Source organism: Embleya sp. NBC_00888, from assembly GCF_045207655.1.
Lineage (GTDB): Bacteria > Actinomycetota > Actinomycetes > Streptomycetales > Streptomycetaceae > Embleya.
The window spans coordinates 4290263-4311317 of sequence record NZ_CP108784.1; the positions used below are offsets into that span (position 1 = coordinate 4290263).

Consider the following 21055-nt stretch of genomic DNA (forward strand, 5'->3'; position numbering starts at 1 on the left):
GTTCTCGGGGGCGATTGCGACCAGCTTGGGAGTGGTCGATGCCGAGCATGCGGAGGCGGTATGTCGTCCGGGTGAACAGTCCGTTAAGGTCCGAACCTGTTATCTTTTCGTTATCGAACCCCGCCGGGGCCTACGCGCGCAGGCGCGTGGCGAAGCCCATCCGGTCGCCCCGGAACAGCGCCCGGACCCGCTCGATGGGCACGCCGCCCGGGTCGTAGGACGTGCGCATGACCAGGAGCATCGGCAGCGCCGGGTTGGTCTCCAGGAGCAGCGCCTCGCGCGGCGCGGCCAACACGGTCTCCACGGTCTCCTCTATCTCCGCGAAGACCACCCCCAGGTCCTTCTGCAGGCACAGGTACAACGACCCCTCCGGGCGCAGCACGTCCAGGATGGTGGGAAAGCGGTCCAGCGGCAGGTACGTGCTCTCCAGGCCGATCGGCTCGTCGTCGGCGAGAAGCACCCGCTCCAGGTGCACGGTCAGGTCACCGGTGCGGATCCGCAGCCGGTCGGCCAGATCGGGCTGCGCGACGTGGTGTTCGAGGGTGACCACGCGGCGGCTGGGGGTCAGCCCCATCGAGCGCACCGCCTCGGTGTAGCTGCCGAGGCTGACCGGCTGCATGAGCTTGGGCGGCGCGACGTAGGTGCCCCGCCCTCGGGCGGAGCGCAGTCGGCCCTCCATCACCAACTCGCCGATCGCCGCCCGCAGGGTGCTGCGGGCGACCCCGTAGGTCGCGGCGAGTTCGCGTTCGGAGGGCAACAGCGCGTCCTCGCCCAACTCGTCCATGAGTTGGAGCAGGCTCATCTTGACCATGTACGACTTGGGGACGCGGCCGTGTTCGGGGACGCCGTCGCGATAGGGACGGGCGGTGGAGTCTGGGCTGGGCACGGACGGAGCCTATTCGGCCGGCGCCGGGTACGTGCGACCCTTCCACGCCGCACCCCGCCCGCGCGCGTGCCGAACCGCCGAGTGCACGGTCATGCCCAGGTACAGCGTGGCCGCGAACGGCAACAACACCGCTTCCGCGGCCGGCCGTCCGTAGTAGCGCGCCATCGGCACGTAGGTCCCGGTCATCAGCGCCCACACCGCGAGCGCGAGCAGTGCGAGCGCCGCGTCGCCGCCGACGATCGCGGCGAACAGCGCGACCGGCGCGGCCAGGTAGATCAGCGCCAGCCCCACCACGGTGCCCGCGAGCAGCAGCCAGGAGTGCCGCAACTGCGCGAACGCGCTGCGCGCGACCATGTTCCACAGGTCCGTCAACGCCGGGTAGGGCCGCACGCTGTCCACGTGTCGCACCGGGTCGGCCAGCACCAGCCGGATCCGCCCGCCCGAGCGCTTGACCGCGGTGCCCAGCGACACGTCGTCGATCACCGCGTCCCGGATCGCCGCCACGCCGCCGGCCCGCTCCAGCGCGGTACGCCGGACCAGCACGCAGCCGCCCGCGGCCGCCGCGACCCGCGAGCCGGGCCGGTTCACCCGGCGGAACGGGAAGAGCTTGCCGAAGAAGTACACGAAGGCGGGCACGATCAGCTTCTCCCACCGGGTGCGCGTGCGCAGCCGGGCCATCACCGAGAGCAGGTCCAGGCGATCGTGTTCGGCCTCGCCGACCAGGCGGGCCAGCGAATCGGGCGCGTGCGCGATGTCCGCGTCGGTGAACAGGATCCAGTCCACGTCGCCGACCGACTCGACACCGTGCCGCAGCGCCCACAACTTGCCGGTCCAGCCCGCGGGCGGCTCGCCGGGCGAGGTCACGGTGAGTGGCACCCGGGCCGCCGCGCCCAGTCGCCGGGCCAGTTCGCCGGTCCCGTCCGTGCTGCCGTCGTCGACCAGGAGCACCTCGACCCGGCCCGGACAGTCCTGCGCGAGCAGCGTGGGCAGGCTGTCGCCGAGCACCGTCACCTCGTCGCGCGCGGGCACGATCACCGCCACCGACGCGGGCTCCGCCACCGGCGCGACAGCCCCGCCAAGGCGCACGTCGGTGCGCCAGAACCAGCCGTGGCACAGCGTCAGGTAGAGCCAGGCGAGGCCGGACACGGCGGTGATCCACAACAAGACGTCCACATCGGAAGCCTGCCGGCTCCACCGCGCCACTCGGGCGCTCCTTCCGGGTGAAGTCCGCGCGCGAACGGAGTCCTCGTCTCAAGAGCGCGAGCGCCGCGCCCGATATCGGGTAGGGGAGCGTTCTCGACAGCTGAGTGAACTACCCATCGGCAGAAGGGCGGTGCCCGTCATGGGCGACGCGACGACGAGGACCCAGGAGCATGTTCGCGGCGGGGCCACCCGCTGGCAGGGATTCGAGGTCGGCACCCGCGTACGCGTGCAGGTGGGCCTGAGCACCGGCCACATCGGCGAGGTGTGCGAGGTGTTCGCGGACGCGCATCGGCCGCCGCTGTCCCCGTACCAGTGGTATTCGGTGCGCTTCGCCGACGGCCTTCGCCCGCTGTACCGGCACGACGAGCTCGTCGAGCTCGCGTAGCCCCTCCCTTCCCGATCCGCCGTCCGGCCCTGCGGCCTGCCCGCACAGACCGCGTGCGCCCGCGCCCCGATGGCGGGCGCACGCGGCATTCCCCGGGCCGAAAACGCCGGGTCGTCCGCCCTCGGCCGCGTGTCCAACGACACCGTCGGTCGGGCCTTGCGCTCGCACGCCCGCAGGGGCAGGGTGCGGACACGGGATCTGAAAGGGCGTCAGAATGACGATCAAGCTGGGCGTGATGGCGCCCTTCGCGGACGGTCTGATCACCTCCGGCGGCTTCCTACGCGACTTCGCCGGGACGCTGGAGGAGTGCGGCGTCGAATCCGTGTGGACCGTCGAACACGTCGTGGTCGCCGAGGACTACGAGCCCCTGTACCCGTACTCGGATTCCGGTCGCACCCCCAGCGCCGCCGGCGTGGTGCCGATGCCCGACCCGCTGGAGACCATCGCCTTCCTCGCCGGCGCCTCGCGCACGCTGCGCTTCGGCACCGCGATGGTGGTCGCGCCGCTGCACAGCCCGGTGGTGCTGGCCAAGCGGGTCGCCACCATCGACCGGCACTCGGGCGGCCGGTTGATGCTGGGCCTGGGCATCGGGTGGCAGAAGGAGGAGTACGCCGCGGTCGGCGCGTCCTTCACCGAGCGCGGCGCCCGCCTGGAGGAGTGCGTCGGCGCGATGCGCGCGCTGTGGGCCGACGCCCCCGCCACCTTCCGCGGCAGGTTCACCTCCTTCGAGCGCGTGCACTGCCTGCCGCGCCCCGAACGCGGTGCGGTACCGGTGGTCCTGGGCGGCAACAGCGAGCCCGCCGTGCGTCGGGCCGGGCGGCTCGGCGACGGCTGGTTCCCGTACACGATCGCGCCCGACGAGTTCGAGACGCGCGCCGAACTGCTGCGCGCGTCCGCCCGGGCGGCGGGCCGCACGGCGGACGCGGTCGAGATCACCGCGTGGCCGGGCTCGTGCGACCGCGAGCTCCAGCACGACCCGAACTGGGTGCGCCGGTTCACCGACGCGGGCGCGAGCCGGCTGGTGTTCGCGCCGAACCCGGCCGAACTGGCCGGTCCCGATGGGCTGGACACGTTGCGCGAGCGGATCGCGCGCTACCGCGAGACCGTGCTGGACAAGCTGTGAGCACCGCCGCCGAACCCGGTCCCGACCCGGTGAACATCCTCGACCACGTCACTCTGACGAACGATCAGGTGGCGTTGTGGCTGGGCCAGTTCCATGATCGCTATCTGCCCGGCGCGCAGCGGCGCGGAATGCGGCTGGAACGCGTCTGGCGCTCGCCCGCGGGCCGGGACGCGACCACCGTGCACATCCTGTGGGTGCTGCCGACGATCCGCGCGTTCTACGCGATGCGCGGGGCCGCGGCGGCCGATCCGGAGGTCGCGGCGTTCTGGGCCGCCACCGACGGCTACGCGCTGGATCGGCAACGCCGGGCGCTGCAACCGGCGATGTCCGGGTCCGCCGCCGCGCCGGACCCGGACCGGGCGGGTGCCGGCGAGGCGGCCGCCACCGAAGCGGACCACACCCCGGCGGACCGCACCGCACACACGGGAGCACGCGCATGACTCGTCGAGTGGTGCTGGCCACGACCATGCCCGGGCCGGGACACCGGTCGCTCTCGGCCGGACCGGACCTGCCCGGCTGCGTCGGCGGGCACGGCTACTCATGGGATCTTCGGTCCGACGCGCGGCCGGAACTCCCGGCGCGGGCCGACGAGGTCGCGCTGCGCCCGGTGCGCGCCGGGTTCGCGCCGCTGACCGGTCCCCGGGTCAAGCGCACGCTGCTGTTGACCGTGCGCGCGGGCACACCCGCCGACGTACTGGCCGAGTTCGAGGCGGATCTGATCGCCATGCCGCAGCACATCCCGACGATCCGCTCGTGGGCGCTGTCCCGGGTGGTGGAGCGGACCGGGCGCTCGCGGTGGACGCACGCGTGGGAGCAGGAGTACGCCGCGGTCGAGGGGCTGACCGGCGAGTACCTGCTGAACCCCTACCACTGGGCGCATGTGGACCGCTGGTTCGACGGCGAGGTGCCCGGGTCGATCGTGGAGCCGACGCTGGCCCACGTCTTCCGCTGGAGCGATGTCCCGGTGCTCACCGAGACCGTTCCTGACTGATCGTCAATTTCCGCGTCCGACAAGGGCAACCAACAAGTGGGTCCATTCGCGGTCGGTGAACCTCAGGACCGCACAGGCACGTTGCTTCGAATCGCGCACCACCACCTCGCAGGGGTGACGGTTCACCACTTCCACACAGTTCCCCTGCACGCTGCTGTAGGAGCTCCGTCGCCACGTCGGTGCGTGGGTTTCCCGCAACGAGGTCGCCATCGGCCCGTCACCCCTGACTCGTCGAGGCCACGCCGACGGGGCGAGTCGAACCCGCTTCCTCCATGCGAGGGCCAGGGACATCGCCCGATCGGGTGAACCGTGTACACGCGGACACCGAAGTGGCGGCGAGAGTTGCACCACCGGGTTTCGTGGAGCATCCTACCGAGCACCCTCACTTTACGCGCTTACAAGATCACTTAAAGCGACGGGACGGGGCGGGGCCGCTTGCGGGGGCAAACGCAGCCCACGCAACAGGAGGTAGCTGCATGACCACCCTGGCCGATCCGGAAGTGGCGGACGCAGAGGACGAGGTCAGCCCGACCATCACGCTGCCGGCGATGCCCGCGTGCGTGTCCGCCGTGCGGGAGCATGTCCGCGTGGCGCTGACGGTTTGGGACCTCGAATCCTTGTCCGACATCGCCGTACTTCTCGCCTCCGAACTGGCGACCAATGCCGTACGCCACGCGGGTCTGGGACGCCCTTTCAGCGTCGTGGTCCGCCGAGACCGCGGCCCCGACGGCGCCGCCTGTGTGTGGATCGAGGTGCACGACACGGACACCCGGGTGCCCCAGGTGGTCGAGGCGACCGACGACGACACCACCGGACGCGGCCTGCTGCTGGTCGAATCGTTGTCCGACGGCTGGGAGTCGATCCCCGAACCCGGCGGGAAGTGCGTGCGCTTCCGGCTCGCGATGACCGCCTGAACCCGCCCGTACGACGCCCGCCGCGGGCTCACTCCACCGGTTGCCCCGCGGCCGACCGGGCGACGTAGACCGGCAGTTCGTGCACGTGGGCACGGCCGGGCGCGAGCGTGTCCACGGCGAGCCGACCCAGGTGCGGGTGGTGGGTGAACAACACCACCTGGAACCGGTCGGCCATCGCGTCCAGCACCGAGAGCATCGCGCGCGTGCGCCCGTCGTCGAACGTCATCGCGATGTCGTCGAGCACGATCGGCATCGCCCGACCCGCTTCGGCGTACGCGTCCAGCGAGGCCAGGCGCAGCGCCAGGTAGAGCTGATCGCGGGTGCCCTCGCTCATCTCGTCCACGCCGACGGAACCGGCCACGGCGACCGGGGAGGAGCCGGCCCGCCGCGCGCGCAGCACCGGGGCGCCCTTGCGGCCGTCGGTCTCCACGAGCAGCCGGTCGAAGCGTCCCGCGGTGAGCGCGGTGAACACCTCTTCCGCCCGGGCCAGCACCGGAGCCTGGTTCTGCTTGCGGTAGTCCTCCATGCAGCGCAGCAGCACCTCGCGGGCCAGCCGCAGTCGGACGAACTCCTCGGTGTCCTCGGCGATCGTCGCGACCGTGCCGGCCACCTCCTCCTGGGCCCGGGCGGCGGCCACCGACTCGCGCTCCAGATCCCGCACGATCTGCCGGCAGCGACCGAGTTCCTCGCCCGCCGCGGCGTACGCCGCCTCGGCCTCCTCGACCCGGCGCGCGGCGTCCTCGATCGCCACGTCGAGTTCCTCGGGGTCGTGCCGCGCGGCCTCCTGTTCGAGCTCGGGGGACAGCAGCGCACCGTGTTCGACCAGCGCGTCCTCGATCGCGCGCAACCGCGCGGATCGGCCGACCGAGGCGCGCAGTTCGTCGGCGTCGGCGGCACCGGCGGCCTCGACCAGCGCGGCGAGTTCGCCCTCGGCGCGCGCGACCGCGCCCCGCCCGGCGGCCGCCGCGTCGTCCAGCCGGGCGATCCGCTCGACGAGCCTGCCGCGGGCCTCGTCGGCCCGCCGGGCCCGGGTCGACTCCTCGTGCAGCGCGAGCACCGCGGCGAACGCCGGACGCCCGTCCGCCTCGATCGGCTCCGGCCGTCCGCACGCGGCGAACACCTCGGCCACCCGCGCGCCGAACGCGGCCACCCGCTCGTCCGCGCGGATCCGGCGCCGCTGTGCCTCAGCCGCGTGCCCCACCGCCGCCGCCACCTCGGCCAGCGTGTGCACCGACGCGGCAACCGCGTCGGGGTCGCCCTCGGGCAGGTCCAGGCCGTGCACCAGTTCGTGCCAGCGCCGCTCCCACGCCGCACGCTCGTCCCGGGCCCGGTCCGCCTCCGCGTCGGCTTCGGCGAGTTCGGCCTCGGCCTCGCGCACGGCCGCGAGCCCGCTCTCGCGCACCCGCACCGCGTCCGCGAGCGCGTCGCGGCGGGCGTCGGCCAGTTCGATCAGCGCGGCCAGGTTGCTCGTGCCTGCCGGCGCGCCGGACTCGGCCAGCGCGACGCGAAACGCCCCCGCCAGTTCTGCGGCGCGCGCCCTGCCCGCGGCCAGTCGGTCCCGCGCCGCGCGCGCCTCGACCTCGATCCGGGCCAGCTCGGCCAGCGCGTCCAGGAACGCGCCGGCGTCGTGCGGGTCCGGCGCGGGCAACCCGCTCGGCGCCCAGGCCGCCGCCCACTCCGCCGCGAGCTCGGCCCGGCGCGCGGTCAATTCCAGCCGCCGCTCGGCCAGTCGGGCCAGCGTGCGCTCGTCGTGCTCGACATCCACCCGGAGCCGGCCGAGCCGGACCGCGTCCTCGGCCCGGCGGGCGATCCGCTCGACGATCTCGTCCGCCAACCGAACCGCGCGTTCGTAGGCGTCGATCCGGTCGTCGGTCAGCGGCGGGCTCGCGCACACCAGCGTCCACAGCCGATCGCGCTCGGCCCGGGCGGCGGCCCAGTCGGCGGGCGTGGGCGGCGGGTCGGCGAGCGCGAGCACGGCCAGCTCGCGCCGCCGCGCGTCGTGGTCGGCCACCGCCTCGTCCTCGGCCCGCGTGCTCGCGTGCAGTTCCTCGCGGACCCGGCCCACCCGGTCCAGGTGGTCGGCGACCCGTTCCCGGCCGGGCAGTCGCAGCCGCGCCGGCCGGTCCTCGGCGAGCGGCGCCAGGTCCGCCAGGTTGTGCCGGGCCCGCAGGTCGTGCGCCTCGCGTTCGAGCTCGGCCACCCGCCGTTCGTCGCGCGCGATGTCCTCTACCAGGTTGCCCGGCACCGCCCGAAGCAGCGCGCGCAGCGCGGCCGGGTCGGCCGGCTCCGGGGCCAGCGAGCAGGTCGCGCGCGCCGCGTCCAGCCGGCCGCGGCGATGCGCGACCTGCTCGCCGGCGCCCGCGAGCCGGGCCTCGCACACCTTGAGGTGGTCCCGCAGTGCGGTGACCCGGTCGCCGACGCCGGGCGGCACGTCGTACGCCGTGGGGTCGTCCAGGGCACGGTCCGGGCGTACCCGGGACAGCAGTTCGGCGGCGCCCGCCCGGGTCTGCGACGCCTCGGCATCGGCGTCGGCGGCCAGCTCGACCGCGTCGCGGATCGCCGCGACGTCCGCGTGCAGCGCGTCCACCTCGGCGACCTGCGCCGACAACGCGCGGTCCACCACCAGGTCGGCCGCCTCGCGGCGGGCCTCGGCCGCCTCGCGCGCGGCCCGTTCGGTCTCCGCCGTCGCCTCCCGCACCCGCTCGTCGAGCGCGGCCAACTCGGCCGCGAGCTCGGCGGGGGCCGGTGGGCCCTCGGCGAGCAGTGCGGCCCGCTCGCCGTCGAGCGCGGTGCGTCGGCCCAGCACCGGCAGCGCCTGGCGGACCCGATCCAGCCGGCTCGCCTGCGCGCGCGCCTCGCTGCGGTAGCCGCCGAGCCGATCGCGCTCCTCCTCGGCCCGCCGGGCCTCCTTGACCGCGTCGCCGAACACCGAAGGTGCCAGCGCGTCGTCCTGGACCCGCTTGCGCAACCGGCCCAGTTCGGTCAGTCCCGCGTTGATCCGCTGGTTCTTCCCGCGCGTCTTGTACAGCTCGTCGGCGCGCTCCTCCAGACGGGTCAGCACCTCGCCGAGTCGGGCCGAGGAGCGCGACTCGAACAGCGCCCGCCCCACGTCGCCCTCGCCTCGGAGCAGTTCCGCGCCGCCCTCGCGCAGCCCGGCGTGGTCCAGCGCGAAGACGTGCCGGAAGTCGTCGCGGCCCACGCCCGCGAGCAGTCGGGTCAGCTCGGCCTCGGCGAGCACCGTGCCGTCCGCGCGGGTGAGCGGGTTTTTGTCCCGCTTGTGCCGCACCACGTCGAGCACGCTCCCGCGCTCGTCCCGCACCAGCGCGCCGAGCTTGAGGTCGCGCATCGCGTGCACGAAGTCGTACGAGGTCTGCCGGTCCATGCCGTACAGGAGCTGGTCCAGGGCATGCCGCACGGTGGACTTGCCGGCCTCGTTCGGGCCGCTGATCACGTGTACGCCCGGGGCACCGAGCTCGATGTGCCGGTCGGTGAAGCAGCCGAACGCGATCAGGTCGAGCCGATCGATCCTCATCCGGACTCCCCGTCGGTCCCGGTGACCAGCGCCGTGAGCAGGTCGACGGCCTGATCGAAGATGTCCGCGCGCCAGGCCCGGTCCGCCGGCGTGATGCCCTCCTCGGCCACCTTGGGGTCGAGCGTGCGCAGCCCGGGCACCGATCGGATCAACTGTTCGAGGGCGTCGGGATCGGCGCGCAGGGCCTTGGCCGTCCGGGCCAGGTCCTCCACCAGTGCGGGCAACTCGACCCCCGTGTCGCCCAGTTCGGCGTGCCGGGTCTCCAGGCGGACCTTTTCCAGCCACACCCCGGAGAACTCGGCGGCCAGCGCCCGGGCCTCGAACACGAACCGGCGTTCGTCGCGCCACAGCGCCTCGTGCGCGTCGGACGCGCCGACGACCCGGACCCGGGCCGCCAGCAGTCGATCGCCGGCCGCGGCCCGCTCCTCGGCCATCCGCCGGCGCACCAGGTCGAGCACGTCCTCGATGCCGGTCGCCTCGGTCGCGTCCACGTCCAGGCGCGCCCAGCGCACCACGTCCAGGTCGCGGTGCTCGACCTCGGCCCGGCCGCGGTCGCCGTCGACCGTGATCAGCGTCGCGCCCTTGGGCCCGGTCTCGCGGGCGTGCCGGCCCTGCACGTTGCCCGGGAAGACGATCCACGGCTCGGCGGCGTGCACCACCTCGCGCGCGTGCACGTGGCCCAGCGCCCAGTAGTCGTAGCCGCGCGAGAGCAGGTCGCCGACGCTGCACGGCGCGTAGTTCGCGTGCCCCTCGGCGCCGGTCAGCGCGGTGTGCAGCAGCCCGACGTTGAACATCCCGCCGCGCGGCGCCGGATAGCTCACCGCGAGGTTCTCGGTCACGTCCCGCACCGCGAAGCCCTGACCGTGCACGGCCAGCCCCAGGTCCTCGAACGCGACGGTCTCCGGGCGCGCGGTGGAGAACCGGTGCACGTTGGCGGGCAGGCGCAGTTCGCGGGTGATCCGGCTGTCCGCGTCGTGGTTGCCCGCGACCAGCAGGACCGGGATGTCCGCCTCGGCGAGGCGACGCATCTGCACCGTGAAGAACAACCCCGTGTGGTAGTCCTTCCAGTCGCCGTCGTAGATGTCGCCCGCGAGCAGCACCGCGTCGACCGCCTCGGCCAGCGCCAGGTCCACCAGGTTGACCACGGCCCGCCGCGCCGCGCCGCGAATCTCCGCCGCGGGTGCCCCCTCGTAGCCGGAAAGTCCGCGCAGCGGGCTGTCGATGTGCAGGTCGGCGGCGTGCAGCAGCTTCATGAAGCGGGGCGCCTCCGGTCGGCGTTCACAGGGCAGCCCAGGATAGGCACACGGCACCGACAGGGCGGGGGTTTCCGTCCGGTCCGGCAAAGGTGGGGCTGGCCCCACCCCCGATCCGCCAGGCACCTACCTGGTCCGCGGGGGGCCGCCCGACCAGGCTGGAGGAAACGCTGCACATCCGTCCTGGAGTTCGCCGTGACAGCTCGACACACCGACCGGAGCCGGCCGATCCCGGGTCCGCTCGCCGCCTGCGCGGTCTGTGCGGTGGCGGGCGCGATCCTGTGCCTGGCGGCCGCGCACCGCTACGGATTCTCCGCCGACCTGGACGTGCGCGGACTGCTGCGACGACCCGCGCCCACCATCACGCTGGTGTTCGGGCTGTCCGGCCTGTTGGTGGCGCTGCGCGCCCGGCCGGACCGGGGAAAACCGGTTGAACCGACCCGGCGCCCGGCGGCATTGTGGAGACTCCGCCGAAGGGCGGTGAGCACGAGCGGGCCGCCCCGTCACGGGGAGGGGGCGACCCACTCGCGTGTTACTGGTTAGGATGTGCACGAAACCTACGCAGGCTCGCGTAGCTCAGCGGGAGAGCGCCTCGTTCACACCGAGGAAGTCACTGGTTCGATCCCAGTCGTGAGCACCGATCAGATCATGATCACGCGCCAACCGAGGGCCGCTCCGAAGAGCGGCCTTCGGCACGTTCAGGACCGTGCCCGGCAGCAGTCGATCCGGGTCCTCGCCGATCGTGTCGCGGTTCGCGTCGTACAGCGCCTGCCAGCCGCCGATCACGCCGAGGTCGCGCGCGATCGAGGACAGCGTGTCGCCCGCCTTGACCGTGTAGGTCGACCCGAGCATGCCGATCTGTCGGGCGCACTGCGGCCACGCCTCCCAGCCCTGCATGCGCAGGATCACCTCGGCGACGGCGATCTGCTCCTCGCGGGTGGCCCGGTCCGGGCGGCCGGCGTACTCCTGTCCGCCCGCCTCGTCCCACGTACTCGGCAGGATCTGGAGCCCGCCGTAGTAGCCGTTCCCGGTGTTCAGGTTCCATCGACCGCTGCTCTCGCAGTCCGCGAGAGCGTCCCAGGTCCGGTCCTCGACGGCCTCGGCAACGGTGGCCGGGGCCACGGCCAGTCCGGCGCCTACGACACCGACCAGCAGGATTAAGACGGATGATCTGATCAACTGTTTGGCCATGTCAGCCGACAGTAGGCAGCCGGCACCCCGATTCCGGTGACCGGACCGGGGGCAGGCCGGGGAATCACCCGAGTGCCCCAACGCGGGCCGTGGTGCGCCCGGGGACGAGCGGGTCGGATCGAGCCGGCCCTACCCGATGTCGGGCAACAGGCCGGACGGGATGTCCAGACCCGAGGGAAGCAGCCCGGACGGCAACAGACCGGAGGGCAACAGGCCGGTGGGCAGACCCGGTTGGTTGGGCCCCTGGGTGGAGGGCGTCTTCTTCGGAGCGTCCCCGTCGTCGTCCCCACGGGTGATCAGGATGATCGCGGTCACCACGGCCGCCACCACCACCAGTGCGATCACCAGCGTGATCAACGGGTTGCCGCGCCGGCCGCCGCCCTGCGGAGGCGGGGGCGGCTGCCCGGGCTGTTGCGGATACCGCGGTGGCGGTTCGTGGTGCGACACGGCTTCGACTCCCCCAAGCGACCGGTGCCGGGGCCGAACTATCCCCGAACACCCATGCTGTCACGATCGGGACGCGCGGGAGCCGATCCACCGAAGTCCAGGCGAAATGATCACCTGATCGAGGGGAATCCCGAACCGGCCGGGCCGGGGCGCGGGTTCGATCCCACGTCCTGGGGGAGTCGAAGCCGTGTCGCACCACGAACCGCCACCGGTGGCGTCGCTCGCTCCCCCGGACTCACAGGTCCTTGGTCAGCAGTTCGAACTCCAGGTCGTCCCGCAACGGCCGGCCGAACCGCTCGTTGCCGTACGGGAACGGGGACAACACGCCGGTGCGCGCGAATCCGCGCCGCTCGTACCAGGCGATCAGTTCCTCGCGCTGCCGGATCACGGTCATCTGCATGCGCTCGGCGCCCCACAGCCGCACCGCGACCCGCTCGGCCTCGGCGAGCAGCGATCGACCCAGGCCGCCGCCCTGTCGTCCCGGGCGGATCGCGAACATCCCGAAGTAGGCGACCGAGTCCGCGCGGCGCTCGAGCTGGCAACAACCGAGCAACACGCCGTCCCGCTCGGCGATCCACATCACACTGTCGGCCCCGTCCACAACCGCCGCGACCGCGTCCGCGTCGGTGCGCCGCCCCTCCAGCAGGCTCGCCTCCGTGGTCCAGCCCTGTCGACTCTCGTCTCCGCGATAGGCGGACTCGACCAGCTCGACCAGGGCAGGGATGTGGGATGCATCGGCCTGGCGGAAGGAGACCGGTATGAGCCCCTCGGGGGCCTCGTGCGTCCGCGTCGACGCGTCCTGCGGCACCATTGTTGTTTCTCGCCCCTCGTCGATTCGGCGATGTGTTCCATGCCGCCCCCGAGCGTACGGCGTGGGTCTCGCGAGGGACCTCCGCTTTCCGTCGCGCTCGGGCGGTGACAAGGTGTCCGAAGCGTGGCAACCGAATGGCCTCGCCACGGATCGAGGGCCATCGGGCGACAGGACACGGAAAAACGGGAGAAGTCGCACATGGTGAGGGCAGGCGTTCGCCGGCTACTGGACATACGAAGGACCAGGATCTCTCTGGCCCTGGTGGGTCTGTGGCTGCTCGCCGCATGCGTCGCCATCCGACAGGCCAACGAGGTACTCGACCGGCCACAGGACCGCAGACTGCCCGAGTTGGACGCCTGGCTCGGTCCGGAGGGCGTGCTACACCTGCCCGGTTCGCTCTACGACACCGACTCGCGCGGCACCACCTTCAGCGAGACGCCGTTCGCGGGCTGGGTGCTGCGCCCGCTCACCAAGGCGGCGGAGAACGCGCTGGGCGTCGCGTGGACGATCGTGACCCTGCTGATCGTGGCCGCGATCGGGGTGCTGGTCGCGTACGCCCTCCCGGCGTTGCGCACCCGCCGCGCGCAACTGCTCGCGGCGCCGCTGATCATCAGCCTCCTGGTGCTGTCGCTGCCGGTCCGGGGCAACCTCTCGCTCGGCCAGATGAGCCTGCTCCCGGTGCTGCTCGCGTTGCCCGCGATGCTCAGACCCGCACCCGGCAAGCCCGCCTCGATCGCCGTGGGCGTCGCCGCCGCGCTACACCCGGCGATGCTGCTGTTCGCCGTCTACCTGTGGATGACCGGCAAGCAGCGCGCGGCCGCGAACGCGACCGCGACGTTCCTGGCGTGCACCGCGCTCGCCTGGCTCACCATGCCGCGCGACTCCTTCACCTACTGGGTGCACCACGTCGCGGGCGCGGGCCTGGGCGGGGACGCCGACGCGCTGTCCAATCAGTCGCTGCACGGCCTGATGTTGCGGATCGGGCTCTCCGGGCCGCTGGAGATCATGCTCGTGGTGCTGCTGTCCGCGGCGGTGCTGTGGTTCGGCATGCCGCGCGCGGTGGCCTACGCCAAGGACGGCCAGGCGCTGCTCGGTGTCGCGCTCGCGGGCTGCATGATGGTCGCGGTGGCCCCGGTGTCCTGGCAGCACCAGCAGTTGTGGATCCTGCTCGCCGCCGCCGGCCGGCTGGGCGCCCGGCAGACCGACCGCATGGTGTGGCCGGTCGCGGTCTTCATGATCATGACGTTCGACAGCAAGACGCTGATCTGGGGCAAGCTCTCCGCCGTCCGGGTGGTCGCCGACAACGGTCCGCTGCTGCTCGCGGTCGCATCGGCGTGCGCGGTGCCGTTCATCACCAAGGCGTCGGCCAAGTGGACCCCGCAGGCGATGCCGCAGGGTGCCGCCGCGCAGGGCCGGTTCTCCTGGATTCCCGCGCTGCCGTTCGGCTGGCGTCCGCTGTCCCGGCCGAACCTGCTGCTCGAACTGCTGATGATCCGGGTCGGCTACCAGGTCTACTCGTTCATCCGCGCCTCGGTGCCCGACCAGCGCCGGGTCGCCGAGGAGCACGGACAGCAGATCATCGACCTGGAGAAGTTCCTGCACGTCGACGTCGAGCGGAGTCTGAACCACTTCGTGGCGAGGATCGGCTGGCTGGAGAACGGCATGAACTTCTTCTACGAGACGTTCCACTTCATCGTGCCGCTGACCATCCTGGCGATCCTGTACATCCGCAAACCCGCCGCGTATCGCTCGGCCCGCACCGTGCTGAGCGTGGCCACGGTCACCGGCCTGGTCGGCTTCTGGCTCTACCCGCTCGCGCCGCCGCGCCTGATGCCCGGCTACGACTACATCGACACCGTGCACGGCGTACAGGATCTGAACAACCCGAACTTCGGCGCGCTGACCAAGATCTCCAACCAGTACGCGGCGATGCCCTCGCTGCACGTGGGCTGGTCGTTGTGGTGCGGCCTGATGATCCTGGCCATCGCGCCCAAGGGTTGGCGCTGGCTGGGCCTGACCTATCCGCTGGCGACCACGCTGGTGGTGATGGGTACCGCGAACCACTGGATCATGGACGCGGTCGGCGGTGCCGCCGTGGTCGGCCTGGGCTTCGCGGTCCAGTATCTGCTCACGGGACGCTCGGCCTTCTCGGTCGAGCCCCCCGCCGTGCCCGTGCCGACGACCGGACCGGTGCCGGTGCAGGTCGGAGCCGGAAACGGATCCGCCGTCGTGGATAACACAGCGATGTCGACCCGGGCCGGCGACTCGGTCGTGATCACCCGTTCGACGGAGTCAAAGCAGGATGATTCCGATCCACGCGACGATCCCGACAAACAGCCGGTCAGCCACAAATAGTGACGACACACCTTGGCATTGCCAACACTTTGCCAACGACGCCCGCAACCCGATCGTGTTTCGAGCGGTAGTCACTGTGGCCGGTGCCGGAGGGGCCCGGCCTCCCAGTGACACCTCGAGGAGCACCATGACGCACATCTCGCGCCGCGTAGCCCAGGCCGCGCTGCTCATCGCCGCCGGCGCCGCCCCGATCCTCGGCGCGTCCGCCGCCCACGCGGTGGACCTGCCCACGGGCGGCCTCGGCGCGCTGACCCAGCCGGACGTCGGCGGCGTCGCCGACAAGGTGCCCGCGGCCGCCGAGGGTGCGGGCAACACGGCGGGGGGCGCGGCCTCCAAGACCGTCCCCGCGGCCTCGAAGACCGCAGGTCAGACGGCCGGCACCACCGCTTCGAACGTGAACAAGACGTTGGGTGAGGGCGCCGCCGCGGCCGCGCCGGCCGCCGGTGACGCGGTCGGGCAGGCGGCCCCGGCCGCCGGTCAGCTCGCCGGTGGCGGCGTGCCCGCCGCACCGTCCCTGCCCGCCGTGCCCTCCCTCGGCGGACTCCCGCTGGGCGGCTGATTCATTCGGTTGGAACCCCAGTGAAACCGGCGGGGCCGGTGCGGCGTGTCCATTCATGCCGCACCGGCCCCGCCGTGCGTCCGCTCCGCGCTTATCCACCATTGGGATTAGCAAACGATCGGGTATCCCTCCGTGGGATGACGTACAACGGGGCCGTCGTGCGCATCCAAATATCTTGGTGCGTGTCTACGCTGTTGTGCGAGCGTTACGAAGAGTCGCAATCCTGGACATAAGACACAGGAGACTTTTCCACCACCCCACAATCGAGGAGCACGGTGTCTGCCACGACGCGGGCCGCCGCGAACGGCCACAACAAGAACGGCACCGGCACCCCGGCCGCCGAGCGCGTGCGCGGGATCTCGGCGGGGGTGCTGATCTGGTATCTGCGGATCGTGGCGGCGCTCGACTTCGTCTCGGCGATCTCGGTCCCGTTGCGGGACCGGGTACGACACCACGACACGGGTGAGTACTACACCCCGTTCCTGGTCACGTCCGGCTTCACCTCGGCCGCGCTCGCGGCCTTCCTGGCCATCATGCTCGCCCGCCGCAAGCGGGCCGCCTGGGCGTTCACGGCGATCCTGCTGGTGCCCTCCACCGGCGTGTACATCTGGGCGTTGTGGTTCGACGACCTGCGGCAACACCCGTTCAACTGGTCGTCGACGATCATCACCCTGCTGATCTGCGTCGCGCTGCTGCTCAGCTTCGCCGAGTTCGGCGCCAAGGGTGACCGGGGCAACGTGCTCAAGGCGGGCCTGGTGCTGGCCGGCGGCGCGGTGGTCGGCGTGGTGCTCGGCTCGACCCTGGTCAACGCGACCGACCGGATCCCCACCTCCAGCATGGGCGACCGGATCCTGTACGCGGTGCTGCGCATCTTCACCCTCGCGCCGGACAGCGATCTGGGCTCCGTGTCGGTGCCGCGCTGGGTCGACATCGTGATCAACGTGGCCGGCGTGATGTTGTTCCTGTTGGTGCTGTTCGTACTGTTCCGCGCGCCCAAGGGGCGCGAGTTGCTCACCCCCGACGACGAGGTGCTGCTGCGCGAACTGCTCGACAAGCAGGGCGAGCGCGACTCGCTCGGCTACTTCGCGCTGCGTCGGGACAAGGCGGTGATGTGGTCGCCCAGCGGCAAGGCGGCTGTCGCCTACCGGGTCGTGGGCGGCGTCTCGCTCGCGTCCGGCGACCCGATCGGCGACCCCGAGGCGTGGCCCGGCGCGATCGACCGCTGGCTCGCCGAGGCCGAGGACCGCGCGTGGGTGCCGGCCGTGATGGGTGCCAGCGAGGAGGCCGGCACGATCTTCGCCCGGCACGGTCTGGACGCACTGGAACTGGGCGACGAGGCGATCGTCGAGGTGGCCGAGTTCAGTCTGGAGGGCCGCGCGATGCGCGGCGTCCGGCAGGCGTACAACCGGGTCAAGCGGGCCGGCTACACCACTCGGGTGCGCCGGCACGAGGACATCCCCGAGGGCGAGATGCGCGAGCTGCTCGACCTGGCCGACCACTGGCGGGACGGGCAGACCGAGCGCGGCTTCTCGATGGCGCTGGGCCGACTGGGCGACCCCGACGACGGGCGCTGCCTGATGGTCGAGTGCATGGACGACGAGGGTCGGCTGCGTGCGGTGCTGAGCTTCGTACCGTGGGGCTGCAAGGGCGTCTCGCTGGACCTGATGCGCCGCGACCGGGACTCGGACAACGGTCTGATCGAGTTCATGGTGCTCGACGTGATAGAGGGTGCGAAGGCGTACGCCGCGGCGAACGCCAAGCCCGCCAAGGGCAAGGGGAAGGGCCGGGCGCCGGAGCCGGACGCCGAGGCCGCTCCCGAGCCGTCCTCGCCGGTCGACATCGAGCGGATCTCGCTCAACTTCGCGATGTTCCGGTCGGTCTTCGAGCGCGGCAACAAGCTGGGCGCGGGCCCGGTGCTGCGGTTGTGGCGCACCGTCCTGGTGTTCTTCTCGCGCTGGTGGCAGATCGAATCGCTGTACCGGGCCAACGAGAAGTACCGGCCGATCTGGGAGCCGCGCTACATCTGCTTCCGCAAGGCGAGCGAGCTGCCCCGGATCGGCATCGCGGCGGCTCGGGCCGAGGGCTTCCTGACCACGCCCACGCTGCCCCAGTTGTTCGGCGCCCGGCACGAGCAGCGGGTGGCGGCCCTGGCCAAGCGCAAGGCCGACGAGACCACGCCGCCGCTCGCCGGGTGGACCGCCGAGCAGCGGGAGCCGGCAGAGCACAAGCAACCCTGAGCGGTCCGTGCGATCGCGCCGAAGGGCGGCGCTCCCGACTGGGAGCGCCGCCCTTCGGGCGTTTCGGCGGGGCTTGCGGACCTGTTCGGGGGATCCCGGCGGGTCCGCACCGGCCCGGTCGACTCAGACCAGGCGGCGGATCTCGCCGCGCACACGGTAGAAGCCGCCGCGGTCCGCCGGGTGTACCGAGTCCACCACGTAGCGCGCGCCGGCGACCCGGACGTTCTTCGGGAACTGCACGTTCCAACCGCTCTCGTAACCGGCCGTGACCACGTGCACCCGCAGCCGGCCGCCGCCCTGGTCGACACACTCGACCACGACGCCGGTGCCGGCCTCGGTGGTGGTGGCCACCTCGGTGGTCGGCACCACCGCCTCGATCGTGGCCGCCTTGACGTCGCGCACCTGCGGAACGGTGCCGACCTGAGCCGCCTCGATCGCCGCCTCGCTCACGTCGATGCAGGCCAGCGAGCCGTCCGTGGTGACGATGTACAGCCGCTCGTCGTGGTACTGCATCGAGTAGGCCGAGCCGCACGTGGTGCCCAACTTCCACAGCCGCTTGCCGTCCTCGGCGAAGCAGTAGACCGTGGAGGAACTGTCGCCGGCGAAGACGTACTTGCCGTTCTCGGCGGTCGCGCAGGAGAACACCGACGCGTCGCAGTCGTAGGTGGTGCGGATCGTGCCGTCCGACTTGGCGATCCGGTGCACCTTGTTGCCGGAGGTACCGGCGTAGACGTCGTCCTTCTCCTGCCACCCGAAGAGCACGCCGCCCCGGGTCTTGGTCCGCCACAGCTCCTTGCCGTCGCCGGCGGCGAACGCCTGTACGCCGGCGCTGTGCCCGTGGAAGATCGCGTTCTCGTCGCAGCGCACCATCCACGCGCCGGTGCCGTTGGTGGCCGCCGCCCACAACGACTCGTCCTCGTGGTCGATCGTGGTGCAGCCGCCGTTGGAGTCGGACACGCCCAGCACGCCGTCGTGGATGTCGAGCCAGTAGATGTCGATGTTGTCGGTGATCTCGTAGGCCACCCGCGGGGCCTTGCCGCCGACGTCGTACACGTTGCCGTTGTCGCAGCCGGCGTAGATCCACGAGTCGTCCGCGACGATGCACTTGACGCCGTTGGGCAGTTGGTAGCGGCCGGTGACGACGCCGGTGTGGTCCAGGAACCACACGTCGCCGCGCTGGTTGCCCACCAACACCCGCTCGGAGTCGACGAAGATGCCGAACGCGGAGGAGCCGGTGCGGTAGCGCCACAACACCGGCGCCGAGTTGCGGGCCGTGGTCGGCCGGGACACGATCTCGCGGCGGGTGATCGCGCGCGGCTGGCGAACGCCCTGCACGGCGGCCTCGTAGCCCTTGCGCAGCTTGGCCGCGACCTTCTTCTTGGCGTCCGCGGCGGCCTTCTCCGGGGTGGCGTGGGTCACCGTGCCGGTCTGGCCCTTGGCTCCGATCCGCCCGTACGTGACCGTGACGTCGACGCCGTCGACGACGACCTCGTAGTACTTGTGCGCGCCGTCGCCTTCTTCGGACAACTCAAGGTAGGTACGGGTCTCGGGCATGACGACTCCTCGGCTCCGCTGCTCTGTTCGGGTGGCTGTGGGTGGTGTGTCCATGCGGGTGGCTGCGGTCGGTCGCGGCGGCTGCGGGGATCCGCCGTGGGAACCGTGAACCGGGCGCAAGAACCATGCCGTACAAGGGGACTGATGCGCCGTCATCCCCCGTGGCGATGGCTCGACCCTACTCACGTGAGCCGACAGCGGTGGGGCCGGTGGGGCAACGCTTCGCTCACTCGGACGGCGCAACCCGGTATCGAGGGGTCGGTTCTCGGACAAAGCACTCCCGCGTTCGTCCGACCCCTACTCCGAGGGGAGGAGCGGTGCGGGCGCACCCCCTCCCCCGGGACGACGTTTCAGCCATGGAGGCCGGGTTAATCTCCACTCATCCCGATCACCGGTCGCCGGTCCGGCCTCAGCACGGTCGGCCGAAGGCCCCGCTTGCCCGAGGAGTCCATGTGGCCGGGCACTTCTTGACGTCTTTGGCGCCCGCTGCGTTCGGCGCCAGACCCGCCGGCGAGCGCCTGGCGCGCATCCAGGGATCACCGCACTTCCGCGACGGCGCGTTCCGGAATCCGGTGCCGACTCGGCGTGGCAGTCCCGGCGCGATCGGCAAGATGTTGCGCGCGCAGAAGGCCGCGGCCGGGTTGCGTCGGCCGGCCGGCGCCATTCCGCTGGTCACCCCGTCCGCGTTGGACTTCGCCCGGACGCCGATGACCGGGCTGCGCGCGTGTTGGCTCGGGCACGCGACCGTGCTGGTCGAGATGGACGGTGTGCGGGTCCTGTTCGACCCGGTCTGGAGCACGCGGTGCTCGCCGTCGGCGGCGTTCGGCCCGGCGCGGCTGCACGCGGTGCCGGTGCGCTTCGCCGACCTGCCCGAGGTGGACGTCGTGGTCGTCTCGCACGACCACTACGACCACCTCGACATGGCCACGATCCGGGCCCTGGCCGGGCGCGACACGGCGTTCGTGGTGCCGCTGGGCATCGGGGCGCACCTGGAGCGGTGGGGCGTCGGCGCGGAGCGGATCACCGAGCTGGACTGGCACGAGGCGGGCGAGGTCGCCGGGCTGACTTTCACCGCGACGCCGGCGCGGCACTACTGCAATCGCGGCGCGCGAGTGCTGGGCACGGTGCTGTGGGCATCGTGGGTGGTGGCCGGGCCCCGGCACCGGGTGTTCCACAGCGGGGACAGCGGCTACTTCCCGGGCTTCGCGGAGATCGGGCGCGAGCACGGGCCGTTCGATCTGACGATGATTCAGGCCGGCGCGTACGCGGAGGCGTGGCCCGAGGTGCATCTGCACCCGGAGGGCGCGGTGCAGGCGCACGCGGAGCTGGGTGGTGGGTTGATGTTGCCGATCCACTGGGGGACGTTCGATCTGGCGCCGCATGCCTGGGAGGAGCCCGCCGAGCGGTCGGCGGTGGCGGCTCGGGCGCTGGGCACCGACCTGGTGATCCCGCGTCCCGGCGCGCTGTTCGAGCCGGCGCTGGTCGACGGGGCCGAGGTGGAGCCGTGGTGGCGGGAGGTGGCGGCGGCGCCGAACCGGTGGGCGGGCGACGTGGCGACGGAACCCGCGGCGTCGGTCCGGGCGGTGCCGGCGGCGTGAGGGGGACGGAGAGCTG

18 protein-coding genes, 1 tRNA gene and 1 pseudogene are annotated in these 21055 nt (G+C 72.2%); 11 read left to right on the forward strand and 9 right to left on the reverse strand.

Annotation, left to right across the window (positions count from 1 at the left end):
• Positions 1 to 130 precede the first annotated feature (130 nt).
• Together OG948_RS17830 and OG948_RS17835 are read right to left on the reverse strand one after the other, a co-directional pair.
• Positions 131 to 811 carry a GntR family transcriptional regulator gene (locus tag OG948_RS17830; protein WP_406300282.1) on the reverse strand — a complete coding sequence of 227 codons (681 nt, stop codon included), beginning with the start codon at positions 809 to 811 and terminating at the stop codon, positions 131 to 133.
• An 84-nt stretch (positions 812 to 895) separates the two neighbouring features.
• Positions 896 to 2059, reverse strand: coding sequence for a glycosyltransferase (locus tag OG948_RS17835; RefSeq protein WP_406297501.1), 1164 nt, complete (start codon positions 2057 to 2059; stop codon positions 896 to 898).
• Positions 2060 to 2228: 169 nt separating this feature from the next.
• Here OG948_RS17835 and OG948_RS17840 point away from each other — a divergent pair, with 169 nt between their 5' ends.
• The 4 genes from OG948_RS17840 to OG948_RS17855 all read left to right on the forward strand — a co-directional run bounded on the left by OG948_RS17840 (position 2229) and on the right by OG948_RS17855 (position 4588).
• Complete coding sequence (locus OG948_RS17840) at positions 2229 to 2474, forward strand: hypothetical protein (protein WP_395867484.1); 246 nt, start codon at positions 2229 to 2231, stop codon at positions 2472 to 2474.
• Between the two features lie 214 nt (positions 2475 to 2688).
• The gene (locus OG948_RS17845; RefSeq protein ID WP_406297502.1) at positions 2689 to 3597 is read left to right on the forward strand and encodes an LLM class F420-dependent oxidoreductase; all 909 of its coding nucleotides are present in this window, start codon (positions 2689 to 2691) and stop codon (positions 3595 to 3597) included.
• A complete protein-coding gene (locus OG948_RS17850; RefSeq protein ID WP_406297503.1) occupies positions 3594 to 4037 on the forward strand; it encodes an NIPSNAP family protein in 444 nt (147 codons plus the stop codon). The genes OG948_RS17845 and OG948_RS17850 overlap by 4 nt, the downstream gene beginning before the upstream one ends.
• Positions 4034 to 4588, forward strand: a complete 555-nt coding sequence (locus OG948_RS17855) for a Dabb family protein (RefSeq protein ID WP_402234634.1) — start codon at positions 4034 to 4036, stop codon at positions 4586 to 4588. Before OG948_RS17850 ends, OG948_RS17855 begins: the two co-directional genes overlap by 4 nt.
• A gap of 3 nt (positions 4589 to 4591) precedes the next feature.
• Here the strand turns inward: OG948_RS17855 and OG948_RS17860 are convergent, their stop codons facing one another.
• Positions 4592 to 4879, reverse strand: coding sequence for a DUF397 domain-containing protein (locus OG948_RS17860; protein ID WP_406297504.1), 288 nt, complete (start codon positions 4877 to 4879; stop codon positions 4592 to 4594).
• Positions 4880 to 5064: 185 nt separating this feature from the next.
• Between OG948_RS17860 and OG948_RS17865 the strand changes: the two genes are divergently transcribed.
• Positions 5065 to 5502, forward strand: coding sequence for an ATP-binding protein (locus OG948_RS17865; protein ID WP_406297505.1), 438 nt, complete (start codon positions 5065 to 5067; stop codon positions 5500 to 5502).
• Positions 5503 to 5530: 28 nt separating this feature from the next.
• Here OG948_RS17865 and OG948_RS17870 read toward each other — a convergent pair whose 3' ends face one another.
• Positions 5531 to 9034, reverse strand: coding sequence for an AAA family ATPase (locus OG948_RS17870; RefSeq protein ID WP_406297506.1), 3504 nt, complete (start codon positions 9032 to 9034; stop codon positions 5531 to 5533).
• Entirely contained in the window at positions 9031 to 10287 is a 1257-nt protein-coding gene (locus OG948_RS17875; RefSeq protein ID WP_406297507.1) for an exonuclease SbcCD subunit D, read from the reverse strand. Before OG948_RS17875 ends, OG948_RS17870 begins: the two co-directional genes overlap by 4 nt.
• A 195-nt stretch (positions 10288 to 10482) precedes the next feature.
• On the opposite strand from OG948_RS17875, the gene OG948_RS17880 reads away from it, so the two are divergent.
• Together OG948_RS17880 and OG948_RS17885 are read left to right on the forward strand one after the other, a co-directional pair.
• Positions 10483 to 10830 carry a hypothetical protein gene (locus OG948_RS17880; protein WP_406297508.1) on the forward strand — a complete coding sequence of 116 codons (348 nt, stop codon included), beginning with the start codon at positions 10483 to 10485 and terminating at the stop codon, positions 10828 to 10830.
• Between the two features lie 22 nt (positions 10831 to 10852).
• Positions 10853 to 10924: transfer RNA gene (locus OG948_RS17885), tRNA-Val, on the forward strand.
• A 290-nt stretch (positions 10925 to 11214) separates the two neighbouring features.
• On the opposite strand, the pseudogene OG948_RS17890 reads toward OG948_RS17885, so the two are convergent.
• The 3 genes and pseudogenes from OG948_RS17890 to OG948_RS17900 form a co-directional block, all read right to left on the reverse strand.
• Positions 11215 to 11478: pseudogene (locus tag OG948_RS17890) on the reverse strand (transglycosylase family protein); the annotation flags it as partial.
• Positions 11479 to 11607: 129 nt separating this feature from the next.
• Positions 11608 to 11925: a hypothetical protein gene (locus OG948_RS17895; protein ID WP_406297509.1), complete on the reverse strand. Its 318-nt coding sequence runs from the start codon at positions 11923 to 11925 to the stop codon at positions 11608 to 11610.
• A 235-nt stretch (positions 11926 to 12160) separates the two neighbouring features.
• Positions 12161 to 12736, reverse strand: a complete 576-nt coding sequence (locus OG948_RS17900; protein ID WP_406297510.1) for a GNAT family N-acetyltransferase — start codon at positions 12734 to 12736, stop codon at positions 12161 to 12163.
• 198 nt (positions 12737 to 12934) lie between these two features.
• Between OG948_RS17900 and OG948_RS17905 the strand changes: the two genes are divergently transcribed.
• The 3 genes from OG948_RS17905 to OG948_RS17915 all read left to right on the forward strand — a co-directional run bounded on the left by OG948_RS17905 (position 12935) and on the right by OG948_RS17915 (position 17887).
• Positions 12935 to 15091: a bifunctional glycosyltransferase 87/phosphatase PAP2 family protein gene (locus OG948_RS17905; protein WP_406297511.1), complete on the forward strand. Its 2157-nt coding sequence runs from the start codon at positions 12935 to 12937 to the stop codon at positions 15089 to 15091.
• A gap of 127 nt (positions 15092 to 15218) precedes the next feature.
• Complete coding sequence (locus tag OG948_RS17910; protein WP_406297512.1) at positions 15219 to 15650, forward strand: ATP-binding protein; 432 nt, start codon at positions 15219 to 15221, stop codon at positions 15648 to 15650.
• Between the two features lie 275 nt (positions 15651 to 15925).
• Positions 15926 to 17887, forward strand: a complete 1962-nt coding sequence (locus OG948_RS17915) for a phosphatidylglycerol lysyltransferase domain-containing protein (RefSeq protein WP_406297513.1) — start codon at positions 15926 to 15928, stop codon at positions 17885 to 17887.
• 123 nt (positions 17888 to 18010) lie between these two features.
• Here OG948_RS17915 and OG948_RS17920 read toward each other — a convergent pair whose 3' ends face one another.
• On the reverse strand, positions 18011 to 19441 hold the full coding sequence (locus tag OG948_RS17920) for a PQQ-binding-like beta-propeller repeat protein (RefSeq protein ID WP_406297514.1): 1431 nt from the start codon (positions 19439 to 19441) through the stop codon (positions 18011 to 18013).
• Between the two features lie 452 nt (positions 19442 to 19893).
• Here OG948_RS17920 and OG948_RS17925 point away from each other — a divergent pair, with 452 nt between their 5' ends.
• Positions 19894 to 21039 carry an MBL fold metallo-hydrolase gene (locus OG948_RS17925; RefSeq protein ID WP_406297515.1) on the forward strand — a complete coding sequence of 382 codons (1146 nt, stop codon included), beginning with the start codon at positions 19894 to 19896 and terminating at the stop codon, positions 21037 to 21039.
• Positions 21040 to 21055: the final 16 nt, after the last annotated feature.